This is a genomic window from Paludifilum halophilum, assembly GCF_002245355.1.
Lineage (GTDB): Bacteria > Bacillota > Bacilli > Thermoactinomycetales > DSM-45169 > Paludifilum > Paludifilum halophilum.
Window position 1 is genome coordinate 165,112 of record NZ_NOWF01000002.1, and the last position, 14,601, is coordinate 179,712.

The following is a 14,601-nucleotide window of genomic DNA, read 5'->3' on the forward strand; positions in this document are numbered from 1 at the left end:
GATTTTAGCACATCCTTGGTGGGTCGGGGTGGGGTTCCACACTCCGTTTCGTTGTTCTGACGAGCCAAAGGCACTCCGTGTGGAACCCCACCCTCCCGAAAACGGACTTTTTCGCAACACTTCTAGCTGTACAATCTTTTTCCATATCAAAAAGGAAGCGGTTATCATACCCGCTTCCTTCCTTTCTCTGTTCCCTGTCATCATTCCTGCTCCAACAACGGAATCCGCCGAATCGTCAGCCAGGCGAAAATCTGTACAAACCCCACAGCCAACACCAGCCATTTCACTTCCGACGGATCCGGCATCCGCCGAATCCACCACAGAAAAACTCCCACACTCAGAATCCGGCCTGTATTGAGGGATAATTCCCGAGCAACCACATATTCCACCCGCAATCGGGCCGTTCGCTGGTTTTCACCGATCACGTCGAACACGACAGAAGTTAAAGGGACCATGTACACCGGGTAAAATAGAGCCGCCCCCACTCCCAGGATGATCAGTGTCCAAGTGTTAACTTCCCACATCAGGGGGAGTACTACCACCCCCATCATGACCGCTCCGAAAAGAATACTTTCATTCCGCCAACTCATTCGCATCCATCGCCCTACTAAAAAGTAGGATATCAGAGCCACGGCGGAAGAGACAGTCAGGTATCCACCCAGGGCCAATTCACTCCCTGTGGCCACATATACCAACAGGCTGATTAAAAAAGCGAATAAACCTTCGCGGACTCCTTGGGCAATCATGGCCAGATTCACCCAATACCAGTGGCTTTCCCGATTGAAAGTAAGACGTAAAATGTCCCGCAGCCGGTAAATGCCCCGGGCACTGCGCCGTTTCAGCATAAAACTGATCACCACGGCAACCAGAAAGACGGATAAGGAAAGGGAAAAAATGACCCGATAACCGGTCAGCTGATCCACTCGGGTAATGACCAGCCCGGATACGGCCGGGGCGACAATTCCGGCTACGGAGGTCAAAAGGCCATTGATCCCGTTGTAAATATCCCGGTTATACCGTTCAGTGATCTCAAAATACAGGACATTGTACGCCAGCCAGAAAAAGCCGGAACCGACGCCGATGAACATTCCCAGCAGGGTGACATAGCGAGGGGCGCTCGTACCCAACCACAATACCGCCAGATAAAAAAAAGCCTGCAACGCCACCCCTAAACGGATGGCGATCACCCGGTCCACTCGTTTCGCCATACGGCCCGCCCCGATAAAAGTAATGGCCATGGCGGCATAGTTGACCAGATTATACCGGCCGATCAGAGCAAAATCCTTCTTTAATTTCCACAGATACACATTGACAAAGGTGTTGGACAGCGCGGTGGAAAGTGCAAACAGTCCGCTGATGATCAGCAACAGCCATGCCGCTTTATCAAGCCGGTTCGTTTCTCCGAGTAAGCGCATAATTTCTCACCAAGCATAGCTTAACCAAGTCCGCCTGGATTTACTGTGAAAACCTCGGATCCAGCTTTTTGACTTTGAACGGCTGTCTTATCCTCTTTTCATCCGGAGTAAGGGGCCTGCCAACAGCATGCCGGCTAAAAGTCCCCCGAGATGGGCGACTAAATTGATCCGCGGATCGAAAAGGCTGAACACGATATTGATCGCCAACAAAACCATCAACCCTTTTCCGGTTTCGGGATCGATCGATCCCCGGCGAAACAAGTACAGATAAACATAAACACCAAACAAGCCGTAAATGGCCCCGGAAGCCCCGGCGCTGATGACGGCGGCCTTCATCCAAACCGTGGCCAGATTACCGACGACTCCTGTCAAGAGATAAAAAAGAAGAAAGCTTCCCTTCCCGAACAACCACTCCAACTGGGGACCCAACAGATAAAGGGCGAAACTGTTAAAAAGAAAATGAAGAGCCCCGATGTGAAGGAAAATGGGAACGATCAACCGCCACCACTCCCCTGCGGCCAACAGGTTTCCCTCTAGAGCGCCATATCGAATCAGAACTTCCGGGTTGGTGGAACCGCCGCTGATGGTCATCAGCAAAAAGAGGAGTGTCTGAAGGGCCAAAATACCCGTGATCACAGGAAAATAAGAACGAAAGCGCCTTAAAGGCAACTGTGTATGGTTAAACATCCCTCTGTTCTCCTTCCTTCAGGGGTGGCGGTTCTTCTGCGGGAGCATGGTTGGGCACCTGTCCGACCGGTTGTCCCATCTTTAGGATCGATCCCGGGGCCATCCCCTCATTCCATTGGATACACTCCGGTTGAAAAAGGAGGATGACCGTCGAACCGAATTCAAACCGACCCAGCTCCGCCCCTTTTTCCAAAACCTTCTTCGATGGATAGGCTCGTTTTTCCACTTGCTTCCCGCGACGGCGGTTGGTGGTGACCTCCGGATCGTAGTTCACTTTGATGCTGCCGACATTGGTCGCCCCAACTTTAACAACAGCGACTCGACCGCACGTTCCTTCCATATAAGTGATTAAACGTTCATTTTTAGCAAAAAGACCCGGGATTTTCCGAACACCAAAGGCGTTAACAGGAAATAGCGTACCCGGAATATAGGTCAAGCTAGTCACACGTCCCTGAATCGGGGTATGGATTCTGTGATAATCCCGAGGGCTGAGATAAATCGTGAGGAACCAACCTCCTTGAAAATCCCGTACCTTCTCTTTATCACCGCCCAGGAGAGCCTCCAGGGAATACGATACCCCTTTGGCCTGCAGTAGTGTACCGTTATCAATACTCCCGATCTGAGAAATGGTACCATCCACAGGACTGGTCACGGATTCCGGATCGGAATGCACGGGCCGGGCTCCTTCTTGAAGCCCCCGTACGAAAAAATCCAATAATGATCCATACTCGGAAACCGGTCGACTGATTTGGGAAAGATCAACATCAAAACGCCGGATATAATAAGGGATCAACCGCCGACTAAAAGAAGTTCGGGCAAGACGCCCCATCCAGCGGGAGACGGTTTTTTTGGGAATCATTTGAAGCAGGGTTAAGAACAATCGTTCCTTCATGGAGCGCCTCCTAGGCAAGAAATAGTTCCATATCCAACGAGTGATTTACTGTTTTCAGGACACAATACTAACCACGGAGGTGATAAAATGGCTTTCCAACCCAAAGGGGCCCAAAACCGGCAGGCTGCTAACAAACAGTTCCAAAACGAGTTTGCTTCCGAGACGAATGCTCAACAGGTTCGTCAACAAAACCAGCAAGCGGCTCAAAATCAAGCGGCCCGAGCCGGTCAACAGGCTGGCCAAGCTGGTCAACAACGTTTCCAAACGGAATTCGCTGCTGAGACGAACGCCCAGCGAGTTCGTCAGCAAAACCAGCAAGCAGCTCAACGCCAAGCCGGTCAAGCCGGTCAACAAGCTGCTCAGGCTGGCCAACAGCGCTTCCAGACGGAGTTCGCTTCCGAGACGAATGCTCAACAAATTCGTCAAAAGAACCAGCAATCCCAAGCCAAAAAGCAGCAAAACCAGCAGTAACGACATGATAAGGATCGATCCCATCCTGCCGGAAAGGCGGGATGGGATCTTTTTATGATTCTGTCATGAACTCCTGATAATAAAGCTCTAACATCTTTTCAGCGATCGGACCGGCGGCCTTGCCTCCATACCCTCCTTCAGGGACGATGGCGGCGATGGCAACCTCAGGATCGTCCGCCGGTGCATAACAGATAAAAACTGAATTCTCCACCCGGCCGCGGCCCGGAATATCCTGTTCCGAGGTACCCGTCTTGGCCGCGACTTTAAAGGGAAAATCCTTAAAAAGATGGGAGGCAGTACCCCCGGGCTGGGTAACCTGGACCATGCCCTTTTGAACGGTATCGAAGAATTTGGGATCGATTTCGGAACGGTTAAGTACTTCCGGCTCCACACGATCTACGGTATCACCATCCTTATCCACTACCTTTTCAACCAATTGAGGGCGCATCCGCTTGCCCTCGTTAGCCAATGTGGCCGTGTATTGAGCCAATTGCATGGCGGTGTACCGTTGAGCCTGGCCGAAGGAGCCTAAAACCATCGCCCCGATACCCGATCGCTCGGAGATGGAGACATAGCCCTCCGTCCCATCCTGCTCCCCTTTCAAGGGAACACCGGTTTTTACACCGAGACCAAACTGGTGCGTATAATCCTGAAACTGTTTGATACTCTTTTTTCCTTCTTTCCGGTACCATTGGCTGCCTGTCCAGGCGAAAAAAGTGTTCGCCGACTTCATCAGCGCCTTCCGGACATCTAACGTTCCGTAATTGTGGTTGCCGGAATTGTTGATCGGAGGGGTTCCCGGAGCGTAATAATAAGTACCGGGATCCCGGAAGGTGGTATAGGGCCCAATCAAGCCTTGATCCAAGGCCATTAGAGCCGTCATCGGCTTAAATGTAGACCCCGGCGGCAATACCGAAAAGGGATGACGGGGATACTCCTTTTCCGGGTTCGCCGTATGGCGGGCGTCATAGGGTGCCTCCCGGATCGTTCCATTTCGGATGACGGGAGTCAGATCCTTATAATCCTCCGCCGATACCGGCCCGTTCCAGATGTTAGGGTCATAATCGGGGTAACTGACCATGGTCCGAATATTGCCGGTTTTCACTTCCATCGCCACCGCGTAGGCGTTTCGAGCGTAGGGAGCCCGATGGCGTCCAGGTGCTTGGGTTCGAAGATAACTGAGGTGCTTTTTAATAAATGCTTCTGTTTCCAGTTGCATTTTTTCGTCCAAAGTCGTATACAAATCATTGCCCGGCTTTGGATGAATCTCTTTGATCACATCCACCAGCTTTCCCGAAGAGTTGACCCGGACCACCCGATATCCGTTTTGCCCCCTCAACTCGTCCTGGTAACTGTATTCGATTCCATCCATACCGACCTGTTCCCAGTCAAGATAGCCTCCTTCTTCAGGCTGATCCTGGGCTTTTTTATATTTGTTTAACGAAGCTTTAGCACCGGCAAAAGGACGTACATACCCGATGGTCTGCACGGCGAAAGTATCATCCCGGTAGTCCCGCAGCGGTTCCAGGGTGATATTGACTCCCTTGAACTGTTTGGGATGTTCGGAAATCCGTACAACTTCTTTTTCCGACAAACGATCTTTGATCTTTTTGGGATAGTAAGGAGGCTGTTTCCGGGGAACGGCATCCCCGTCGGCATTCAATCCCACATCCATCTTTTCGAGAACTTCGTCCAGGGGCATTTTCAAAGCTTTGGACAACCGTTTGGCCGTCGCTAGTTTTTCTTTTTCCGATTCGTCCGTCTCCAGATAAATGGCGGTAAACAGCGACTCGTTACCTACCAACTTCTCCCCGCTGTGGTCATAGATATTCCCCCGGGGGGCCACGACAGGGATTTGTTTGAAATTATTCTCCGCCGCTTGCTTTTGATATTTTTCCCCCCCTCCCAGCTGAACCCAACTCAGCCGGAGAATCAACGTCACAAAAAGTAAAAAAACAATCAACCATAAAACGTGAAGACGATGGTACGTCATCTCTTGGTGTCCTACATGGCGATGCCGGAACCTGAACATGATGGATTGATTCAACCTCTCTTGTTTTCCGACCGATTTACCACTTCAGTTTAACACAAAAAAACCGCAGAAATCAGGACTTCATACCGGGTCAATTTTTCGACAAACATGGATCTTGACTCCGGTTGGGACACCGTCCGTGTCTACCTCCATCTATAAAACATAAATTACAAGAAAAATAGAGTTTTATAGATAGGAGTTGGATTCCAATGTCCCCAACCCCCTACCGATGGATTCGCGAATACGGCTGCCGGATGGACTCGGATCTGAGAAGTTGTCTCATCCGGCGGCTGCATGTACTCCGCTGGATCCCCTGCGTCCTCCACCGCGCCGCCATTCGGACTTTGCACCACTTCCGGCGAATCCGCGTACTCGTCCAACTGGAAGATGGCACATTGACCGCCAGCAACCATCTGGAAAGCGCCCTTTATAAACTCAACACTCCATCCCCTCAATATTTCAACAGTATCCGTACCTACAGTCTTAAGCTGTCCATGGATCAACTTCAGGAAGTGATTGAACTACCCGGTGTCAAACGGGTTTACCTTGATCGTAAAGTTTACGCTCTGCTGGATACCGCAACCAAAACCACGAAAGCGCCCATCGCCTGGTCCAAAGGAAACGAGGGGGAAGGAGCCAACATCGCAGTCATCGATACCGGCATCCATCCCCACTCTGATCTGACACGGCCGCAAAACCGAATCATCGCTTTTAAAGATTTCGTTAAAGGAAAAAAGTCCCCCTACGATGATAACGGACACGGAACCCACTGTGCGGGAGACGCCGCCGGAAACGGTTTCTCCTCGCAGGGAAAATACCGGGGACCGGCATCCAAGGCCTCTCTCATCGGTGTCAAAGTACTGGGAAAAACGGGATCCGGTAATTTGTCCGATGTGATCTCCGGTATTCAGTGGTGTATCGACCACAAAGACGAATACAACATCCGGGTTCTTTCCATTTCTCTCGGCAGCCAAAGCCACACTTCTTACCGTGATGATCCCATTGCACAGATTGTGGGACAGGCATGGAAACAAGGAATTGTCGTCGTTGCCGCCGCCGGTAACGACGGACCGGATGCCGGTACGATTTCCAGTCCCGGTATTCATCCCCGGATCATTACCGTAGGTGCCACAGATGACCGAAAGACTCCGGACCTCTCCGACGACAGGATCGCCTCCTTTTCCAGCCGGGGGCCGACTACGGACGGTGTGATAAAACCGGATATCGTGGCTCCGGGAAGCCAAGTCACTTCCCTGCGGGCACCCGGCTCCTATATCGACAAAATGTCCTACGAAAGCCGTGTCGACCAACATTACAGCGTGATGTCCGGCACCTCGATGGCCACGCCCATCGTCGCTGGAATCGCCGCCATTTTATTGACGGAACATCCGGAATGGACACCGGACCAAGTGAAACGGAACCTGATGAAAACAGCGGCGGATATGGGACTGGATTCCCAGGCGCAAGGTTCCGGTCAGGTTCAGATCCGCCGATCCCAATTCACGGAATAAGCCGTCCCAAGTACCGTGCCAACATCTGCACCGAACGGTAGGCATTCAGGGAGGTTAAGCCCGAGCCTCCGATCACCGGTGTATTCACACGGGTCAGCAGATGGCGAATCTGATTCGGATTCAAGTCGGGCTTCAAAAACATCAAGAGTGCCGCTGCACCCGTCACATGGGGCACCGCCATCGAAGTTCCGCTCATCTCTTTGCTCGATCCATTCAACCAAGCGGAAATGATTTTATCCCCCGGAGCGGCCAGATCGACGCCTTCTCCCGTATTACTGAAGGATGCCAGTTTTCCGTTCCGATTCGTCGCCGTCACTCCCATCGTCTCAAAAAAACGGGCTGGAAAATCAACATTACCCGAGGTGCCCTGATTACCGGAGGCCGCGACCATCACGATCCCCTTTTGGTAAGCGGTGTGAATCGCCCGGCGCAGCGTATCACTCACCTTTACCATCCCGAAACTCATATTGATCACCTGCATCTTATTCTCGATGCACCAGTTGATCGCACTGAGCAAATCGGATAGATTGGCGCTTCCCCTCCGGTTGAAGGCTTTAACTGCATAGAGATGAACCCGGGGAGCGACTCCGACGACCCCCAATTCTTCTTCCCTTCCGGCCACGGTTCCCGCAACATGCGTTCCGTGGCCGTTATAATCGTAAGGCGAAAACATCGGAGACAGGATATTGACACCGCCCTTGTAGTTTTTACGGACAGCCGGGTGATCGCTGGCGATCCCGGTATCGACCACCGCCACTTTCACCCCGCGACCCCGGGTATATCTCCAAATTTTAGGAGCTTCTACCTGTCGCACTCCCCAGGGAAGGGAAGCGGAACGGTCCGATACTTCCCCGACATACGGATCCGTAATCGTAACCCTGAGATCCGGTTCCCAATAGGCGATATCCGGATGCCCTTCCAAACTGAATAGACCGTCCTCCCGATAAAACTCCCCGATGACCATTCCCAAATGGGGTAAAACCCGAATCGGACGGCCTCCGCATCGGTTCATCTCTCGAAGGCACTGATGCGGATTGCGGTAGTTTCTGAGATGGAAGATTCGCCGCACCCGCGATCGGCGATTGAAAAAAGGTAACGGTCCCGGAAACCCATCCGGTTTGATCATGTCCTCTTCACTCCTTCTCCTCACTGATGAACCACGGGGTGAATATATTGAGACCGACCGACGATGCACAAAGAGGAGGGTGGTACCATCAAACCGCCAAAGCTGTACACCTCCCAAAACAGGAGCCCCCGTCGCTCCCGCCGTCCCTCGTCCTCCGGAAAAAATAAAGCGGATGTTTCAATTTCAGAAGGGACGGAAAACATCCGTAACATTTCCCGGCGGATCTCCTCAGCAACTTCTACGATGGAGCAATGGGTGAATGCGATGACCAATCTGTCCCACGCCGCCAAAGACCGGAAAGCGTTGAATGAATTGATATCCGCACTTTCGAAAGTAAAGCTGAACAACCCGCCATCCAAGGGATCCTCCTCCCAGCCGAAGTCCAAAAGCGGCGGGAAGACTCCCAGCAAACCCTACTCCCAGGATGGAGACAGCTTATACGATTTGATCAATTCCCCGACTTTTCCCGAGATCATCGACAAGGTCATGAAAAATAAAAAGAAAAAAAAGTAATCCGTAAAATGGGCTACCACGGTTGTAGCCCATCTTTAGTTTTTCCGTCACTTTTTTCGACGGCGTTTTCTTTTGGTGGCTTTTCGGGTTCTCTCTTCCACAGCATTTTCAATCGCTTGAGCTTGTTTTTCAGACAGCTTAACCTGGTTTACCATCCTGCTCAAAGCCTGTTCCGGACCTGTTGAATCCTTGATCGACTCCATCAATTGCCGCATCTGACCATCAGAAAGGGAGGTCTGAGTCATATTTCGGACATATTCGAAAAAACCGTCCAATCCTCTGTTCCGGTAACTTTGTTTTGCTTCCAGCAGTAGACGGTCCATCTTTTTTTCGTTCATCACGTTTTGACCGACCAACTGATTGATGCAATCGGCAAAATCCTTTTTCGAAGGGATGGAATCCGCCACGGAATATCCTCCTTTCAGCACCGGTCCAACGAGAAACAACCTCTATGATTTTCGGTATGGCTCCTACACCCTACATGTATGTATCGCCTAGGGGAATGCACACGTTAAACACCCAACGGAGAAGGAAAGAGGCGGTGGCCCAACGCCAACCCACAGGACTTTTGATGATCCAGTAGCTAGGTGATAAAAAAGGGGAGCCGTTCTGCCTAAGCGACCTTTGCCATCCTACTTAGCGGAGAAGCTAGAAGTCCGGTGAAAAAGTCCCCTGTTCGGGAGGGTGGGATTCCACACGGAGTGCCTTTGGCTCGTCAGAACAACGAAACGGAGTGTGGAACCCCACCCCGACCCACCAAGGACGTGCTCAATAATCACCAGTCTTCTAGTGGGAGGGCGTTTAGGGGCAATGCTTCCGATCGGCTTTGCCCCTGCCTGCACACAAAAAAGACCGGGCGGAAGATCCCGCTCGGTCTTTGTCGACAACCGGCTGTTTTTTATCACATTTCGGACACAAGTTACCGTGATCGAGAAATCCGTACTTATGGATTGTCGAAGAGGAGTACCCGAGCGGGAGCGGCTTCCGTATCCCGCAACTTGATCGGAGCGGCCACCATGAAATATTCTCCCTCGGTCACCTCGGCCAAGCGCAGCCCTTCCACAATGATGACACCGGCCCGGAACAACGTTTTGTGGGTCGGGTGACCCGGCTGGCTCCGCTCCACTCCCAAAGCATCGATTCCGACGCCTCTTACCTTGCGTTCGGCCAAATACCGGGCACCGTCTTCCGCGAGGTAGATGAATTCAAAATCAAAGTGATCCTGGGAGGAATTTCGGGTTTTAAACAGCAGAAATTCCCCCTCTTTTACATGATGAGGCTTGAGATCCTCCGCGGAAATTCCCCCTTCCACTCCGGTCAGATCCAACACCCGTGCCGTTCCTGTCAGCGGTTCGAGAGGAAGCGATTCCATCGTCCCGCCCTCTGGGAGCATATGCAAAGGGGAATCAACGTGGGTCCCGGTGTGAACGTCGAGGCAAACCCGGGACTCACGCGCCGAACCCGTATCAAAGTCCTGTACCACCTCGATGACCGGCTTTTTCTCCGGTTTGTTTTTATAAACCGGCATCTCCTCGGAAATTGTCATGGAAATGTCATAAAACTTGGCCATCATCTCTTCTCCTTCCCATTATTTTTCGATCCGGCTTCCCTGAACGATCGATTTGGTCCCGTGCCGGTAAGCGCGATGCCATCGATGTCCTTCTTCTTTCAAAATCTGGTCCGCCTCAGCAGGTCCCCAGGATCCGGACTCATAAAAGGTAAGGGATTCCGGATCCCGGTCCCAGGCCTCCCGGATCGGGTCCACAAACTTCCAAGCCAGAGATACCTCATCCCAGTGAGTAAAAAAGGTCAAATCCCCTTCCAATGCATCATGAAGAAGACTCTCGTAGGCTTCCGGCGTATCCTCAGCACAATTATTGCAAAAATCCATGGCGATCGGGATTACTTCGTTATCCCCGCCCGGCTTTTTGGCATTGAATTGAAGGGAAAGACCTTCTTCCGGACTGACGGTGATCACCAGCAAATTGGGGCCCAGATCATTGTTTTTGTTGAAATAGAGATTTTGGGGAACATCTTTAAACTGGATCACGACCTCCGTCGATTTTTGCCGCATCCTCTTTCCTGTACGGATATAGAAGGGAACACCGGACCAACGGAAGTTATCCACAAAAAGACGCCCGGCGACATAGGTTTCGTTGACGGACCCCGCAGGAACCCCTTCTTCTTCCCGATAAGGCGGCACCTCCTCCCCGTCAACCCGGCCCGCGAGATACTGACCGCGGACGATATTTTGCGACACCTCATCATCGCTCTTCCACCGGCGCAGGGAGCGAAGCACCTTGACCTTCTCGTCCCGGATCGCTTCCGGGTTGAGCCGGCTGGGGGGCTCCATGGCCACCATCATCAACATTTGCAGGATATGATTTTGAACCATATCCCGCAAGGCTCCGGCGCGATCATAATAAGAAGCCCGGTCCTCCACTCCCACCGTCTCGCTGGCGGTAATCTGCACATTACTGATGTAGCGATTGTTCCATAATGCCTCAAACAACGTATTGGCGAAACGGATGACTTCGATGTTCTGAACCATTTCCTTCCCGAGATAATGGTCGATCCGATAGATCTCCTCCTCTTGGAAGGATTGACGGATCTGATCGTTCAGTTCCCTGGCCGACTCATAATCATGGCCGAAGGGTTTCTCGATGACCAGCCGTTTCCATCCCTCCGTCCGGGTGAGGTGTTCTTCATTGAGGAGACTGGACACCCGGCCAAAAAGCTCAGGGCCGATCGCTAAGTAAAAAAGGCGATTTCCGGGAATCCCTCTCTCCCGCTCACAACGTTCCACCCGTTCGCGAAGTTTTCCGTACCCCTGAGCCGTTCCCACATCCAGGGAAACATAGTGAAACCGCTCGGCAAAGGAAGACCAATCCTCCTCATTCTCCACATCCATGCGGGAGTGGGAGTCTACAGACTCTCGCACGATTTGCCGGTACTGTTCATCCTCCCGTTCCGATCGTCCCACTCCCACTACAGCAAACCGGCGGTCGAGCAGTCCGCTGCGGTACAGGCTGTACAGGGCCGGAAACAATTTCCTCCGGGCCAAATCTCCCGCTCCTCCGAAAATAACCATTACGAAGGGATGTTTTTCACTGGGTCGAGCGCTCGTCAACATGATTCACTCCTATTTCGACCTGTTGTTCGATCCAAATCAGGTGGATAAGATTAACCATATCATTGGACAAGGATGATCGTATTTTGTCACGCTCCCCTTGTTGGACCCAAAGGGCACAAGTCAGCCTAAGGCCTGTCTGATCATAAACGATACGGGGGGCGGACCGATTTCCCACTTCCCTCTCTACAGATTCTCAAAACTGAGTCGGATGGCAAATGTCACTCTGTCAAAATACAATCCCCTTTCAACTCACAGTCATTTGGATAATCACAGCCCTGAAATCCAAAGGGTAACGAACAAGAGGAGTATCAATTAAAAGCGTGATACCTTGGCTCTCTATCCTTCCTATTCCACTCCTTTGACTTTCTCATGCCGATTCCTCAGGAGTTGGATAAAGAAATGATTGGAAAATCATACGCGATACGGAAGAAAAAAAGCTGTTGACCCGGAAAACAGCGTCAACAGCCTTCTATCCGGCGGGAGTACTCCCACCAACCATTTTTCAGTCTCTTCTGATGTTTCGTTTAAAATCGGGAGAGACGGAACAACCGGGAGAAAGAAATTGTGTATCTCTGCCGATTTCACCGGCTTGACTCCAAAACTCAACCACGCAGTCCAAAGGGTTGGACACTTTCCCCTCTTCCGTGAGGAACAGGGTCACTTCATTTCTAGAAGATTCCCCTTCCTCCTCGAAGGTGACATAATAAACGGAGTGACGAAGCAATCCGTGGGTCGGATCTTCAATATCGAAATGCGTTTCATGGCTGATCGTCAAATGGGAAAGATGATAGCCAACCTGATGAGATTCATCGTTCTCCAACCGGGTGATGAAATGGATCGTTTCCCCTTCCAGAGAAACAGCTTCCACATGTCCATAGACGTAGATCTCCCCGCGGGAGACGTCTATAAGCCCTCCGATCATGGACTCACCTTCGGAAATGACGCGATTGAACAGCTCTGTCAATTCCGGGGCGGTCATCTCACGGACGGAAGCTTTAAAATTGACCATATTTCCGTGGGGAAAAACTCGCATGTCCAACTGACTCCTTCTTTGCAACTCCCCAGATTATACCTCAAGAGCCGGTGAAGGATCAAGACGAGCTTGTTTTATGGCCCATCTCCTTTTCCCGCAGTTCGATTCTCCTGATTTTACCACTGGTAGTTTTAGGAAGTTCGCTTACAAATTCAATTTTACGGGGATATTTATAAGGAGCCGTCACCTTTTTCACATGTTCCTGCAATTTTGCTTTTAATTCTTCCGAGGGCTTGCGATCCGCCTTCAGCAGGACAAAAGCTTTTACCACCGAACCTCGTACAGGATCGGGACTAGCCACAACGGCACACTCTCTGACAGCCGGATGTTGGACCAGTGCGTCTTCCACTTCGAAAGGACCGATAGTGTATCCGGCACTAATAATGATGTCATCGGAACGCCCCTCGAACCAAAAGTACCCCTGTTCATCTTCCCGAGCCTGATCTCCGGTCAGATACCATTCTCTCCGGAAAGCCGCCCGGGTCCGTTCAGCATCGCGAAAATACCCTTTAAACAACGCAGGAGAGTCCCGGTGAACCGCGATATCCCCCATCTCGCCCGGGGAGACGGGTTTTCCGTCGGAATCGATGATCGCTACGCGATTACCCGGAGTGGGCTTTCCCATCGAACCCGGCTTCACTTTCATCCCCTTGAGAGTACCGACCAACAGGGTGTTTTCCGTCTGTCCGTAACCGTCCCGCACCTCCACTCCGAAATGGCGGCGGAAGGTGTCAATCACTTCCCGATTGAGAGGCTCCCCCGCACTGGTGGCGCTCTTCAGACTGGAAAGATCGTATCGATCCAAACCGTCCACCTTGGCCATCATCCGATACTCCGTCGGTGTGCAACAGAGGACGTTCACCTGGTAACGCTGCATTAGGGACAAATAAGTTTCCGGATCGAAACGTCCCTGGTACACGAGAGCTTCCGCCCCGCTCCCGAGAGTGGAGATAAAGGGGCTCCATACCCACTTGGCCCACCCGGGACCTGCCGTCGCCCATACCGTATCCCCTTCGCGGATGCCCAGCCATTGCTCGGCCGCCACCGCCTGATGGGGAATGGCCCAACTATGATGATGGATAACTCCTTTCGGCCCGCCGGTGGTACCGGAGGTATAGGAGATAAAGGCGACATCGTCACTTCGGGTTCGGGGCAGTTCTTCCTCCGTCCCGCCCCGACCGACACGGTCCAGCCGTTCCCAGCTTCCCGAATTATCCGCTCCGTGGACAAAGCCGCATTCCAAAGCGGGAGTGTCCGCTGCGGCCTTCTCCACCCGGTTCTTCAATCCAGCATCGAAAATAATCGCTTTTACCTCCGCATGCTGAAGGCGGTAACGGATATCCCCCGCCTGGAGCATCTCTGAACCGGGTAAAACCGTCAACCCCGCTTTCAAGACACCCAAGTAAGCGATATAAGCTTCAGGAATACGGGGAAGCAGAATCATCACCCGATCCCCGGGTATCAAACCCCGATCCAGCAGTCCCAGAGCCAACCGGTGGGACTCTTCTTTCAAATGGCGGTAAGTGAGGCTTCTCTTCTCTCCGCAGTCATTTTCCCATCGAATTGCGATTTTGTCCGGATTTTCCGCATGCCGGTCCACATCTTGAGATATGTTGTAATATTCGGGAATTTGATGCGCCATATGTCTACTCCCCTTTTAAAAAATGATACATTCCGATTCTCTTTATTTCGACAAAAAATGCTCCCTCCCCTTGTCACCAAAAAATAAAAGGTAAAGGCAGCGGAAAATCCGCTGCCTTTTTGAACACCAGATTATTAACTTATTTC

The 14,601-nt window shown here is 51.8% G+C and carries 13 protein-coding genes; 3 read left to right on the forward strand and 10 right to left on the reverse strand.

Annotated features, from left to right (window positions below; genetic code table 11):
- Positions 1 to 200: 200 nt before the first annotated feature.
- From CHM34_RS03650 to asd, 3 genes are all read right to left on the reverse strand, one after another.
- A complete protein-coding gene (locus CHM34_RS03650; RefSeq protein WP_094263235.1) occupies positions 201 to 1,415 on the reverse strand; it encodes an MFS transporter in 1,215 nt (404 codons plus the stop codon).
- A gap of 87 nt (positions 1,416 to 1,502) precedes the next feature.
- On the reverse strand, positions 1,503 to 2,102 hold the full coding sequence (locus CHM34_RS03655; RefSeq protein ID WP_094263236.1) for a rhomboid family intramembrane serine protease: 600 nt from the start codon (positions 2,100 to 2,102) through the stop codon (positions 1,503 to 1,505).
- Positions 2,095 to 2,994 carry an archaetidylserine decarboxylase gene (gene asd / locus CHM34_RS03660; protein ID WP_094263237.1) on the reverse strand — a complete coding sequence of 300 codons (900 nt, stop codon included), beginning with the start codon at positions 2,992 to 2,994 and terminating at the stop codon, positions 2,095 to 2,097. The genes CHM34_RS03655 and asd overlap by 8 nt, the downstream gene beginning before the upstream one ends.
- 87 nt (positions 2,995 to 3,081) lie before the next feature.
- On the opposite strand from asd, the gene CHM34_RS03665 reads away from it, so the two are divergent.
- Positions 3,082 to 3,465 (forward strand): gamma-type small acid-soluble spore protein, encoded by a 384-nt coding sequence (locus CHM34_RS03665; RefSeq protein ID WP_094263238.1) that lies wholly within the window; start codon positions 3,082 to 3,084, stop codon positions 3,463 to 3,465.
- A 52-nt stretch (positions 3,466 to 3,517) separates the two neighbouring features.
- Here CHM34_RS03665 and CHM34_RS03670 read toward each other — a convergent pair whose 3' ends face one another.
- On the reverse strand, positions 3,518 to 5,458 hold the full coding sequence (locus CHM34_RS03670; RefSeq protein ID WP_169713568.1) for a peptidoglycan D,D-transpeptidase FtsI family protein: 1,941 nt from the start codon (positions 5,456 to 5,458) through the stop codon (positions 3,518 to 3,520).
- Positions 5,459 to 5,706: 248 nt separating this feature from the next.
- On the opposite strand from CHM34_RS03670, the gene CHM34_RS03675 reads away from it, so the two are divergent.
- Positions 5,707 to 7,008 (forward strand): S8 family peptidase, encoded by a 1,302-nt coding sequence (locus tag CHM34_RS03675; RefSeq protein ID WP_094263240.1) that lies wholly within the window; start codon positions 5,707 to 5,709, stop codon positions 7,006 to 7,008.
- Here CHM34_RS03675 and CHM34_RS03680 read toward each other — a convergent pair.
- On the reverse strand, positions 6,998 to 8,134 hold the full coding sequence (locus CHM34_RS03680) for a S8 family peptidase (RefSeq protein WP_094263241.1): 1,137 nt from the start codon (positions 8,132 to 8,134) through the stop codon (positions 6,998 to 7,000). The genes CHM34_RS03675 and CHM34_RS03680 overlap by 11 nt on opposite strands.
- Positions 8,135 to 8,197: 63 nt before the next feature.
- Here CHM34_RS03680 and CHM34_RS18925 point away from each other — a divergent pair, with 63 nt between their 5' ends.
- Positions 8,198 to 8,647 carry a hypothetical protein gene (locus tag CHM34_RS18925; RefSeq protein ID WP_141201624.1) on the forward strand — a complete coding sequence of 150 codons (450 nt, stop codon included), beginning with the start codon at positions 8,198 to 8,200 and terminating at the stop codon, positions 8,645 to 8,647.
- 47 nt (positions 8,648 to 8,694) lie between these two features.
- Here CHM34_RS18925 and CHM34_RS03690 read toward each other — a convergent pair whose 3' ends face one another.
- The 5 genes from CHM34_RS03690 to CHM34_RS03710 form a co-directional block, all read right to left on the reverse strand.
- Positions 8,695 to 9,054, reverse strand: coding sequence for a hypothetical protein (locus CHM34_RS03690; RefSeq protein WP_094263243.1), 360 nt, complete (start codon positions 9,052 to 9,054; stop codon positions 8,695 to 8,697).
- Positions 9,055 to 9,590: 536 nt separating this feature from the next.
- Positions 9,591 to 10,217 carry a cyclase family protein gene (locus tag CHM34_RS03695; RefSeq protein ID WP_094263515.1) on the reverse strand — a complete coding sequence of 209 codons (627 nt, stop codon included), beginning with the start codon at positions 10,215 to 10,217 and terminating at the stop codon, positions 9,591 to 9,593.
- Between the two features lie 18 nt (positions 10,218 to 10,235).
- Complete coding sequence (gene zwf, locus CHM34_RS03700; protein ID WP_094263244.1) at positions 10,236 to 11,780, reverse strand: glucose-6-phosphate dehydrogenase; 1,545 nt, start codon at positions 11,778 to 11,780, stop codon at positions 10,236 to 10,238.
- Between the two features lie 502 nt (positions 11,781 to 12,282).
- Positions 12,283 to 12,813 carry a hypothetical protein gene (locus CHM34_RS03705; RefSeq protein WP_094263245.1) on the reverse strand — a complete coding sequence of 177 codons (531 nt, stop codon included), beginning with the start codon at positions 12,811 to 12,813 and terminating at the stop codon, positions 12,283 to 12,285.
- 58 nt (positions 12,814 to 12,871) lie between these two features.
- On the reverse strand, positions 12,872 to 14,455 hold the full coding sequence (locus tag CHM34_RS03710) for an acetate--CoA ligase (RefSeq protein WP_094263246.1): 1,584 nt from the start codon (positions 14,453 to 14,455) through the stop codon (positions 12,872 to 12,874).
- Between the last annotated feature and the right edge of the window lie 146 nt (positions 14,456 to 14,601).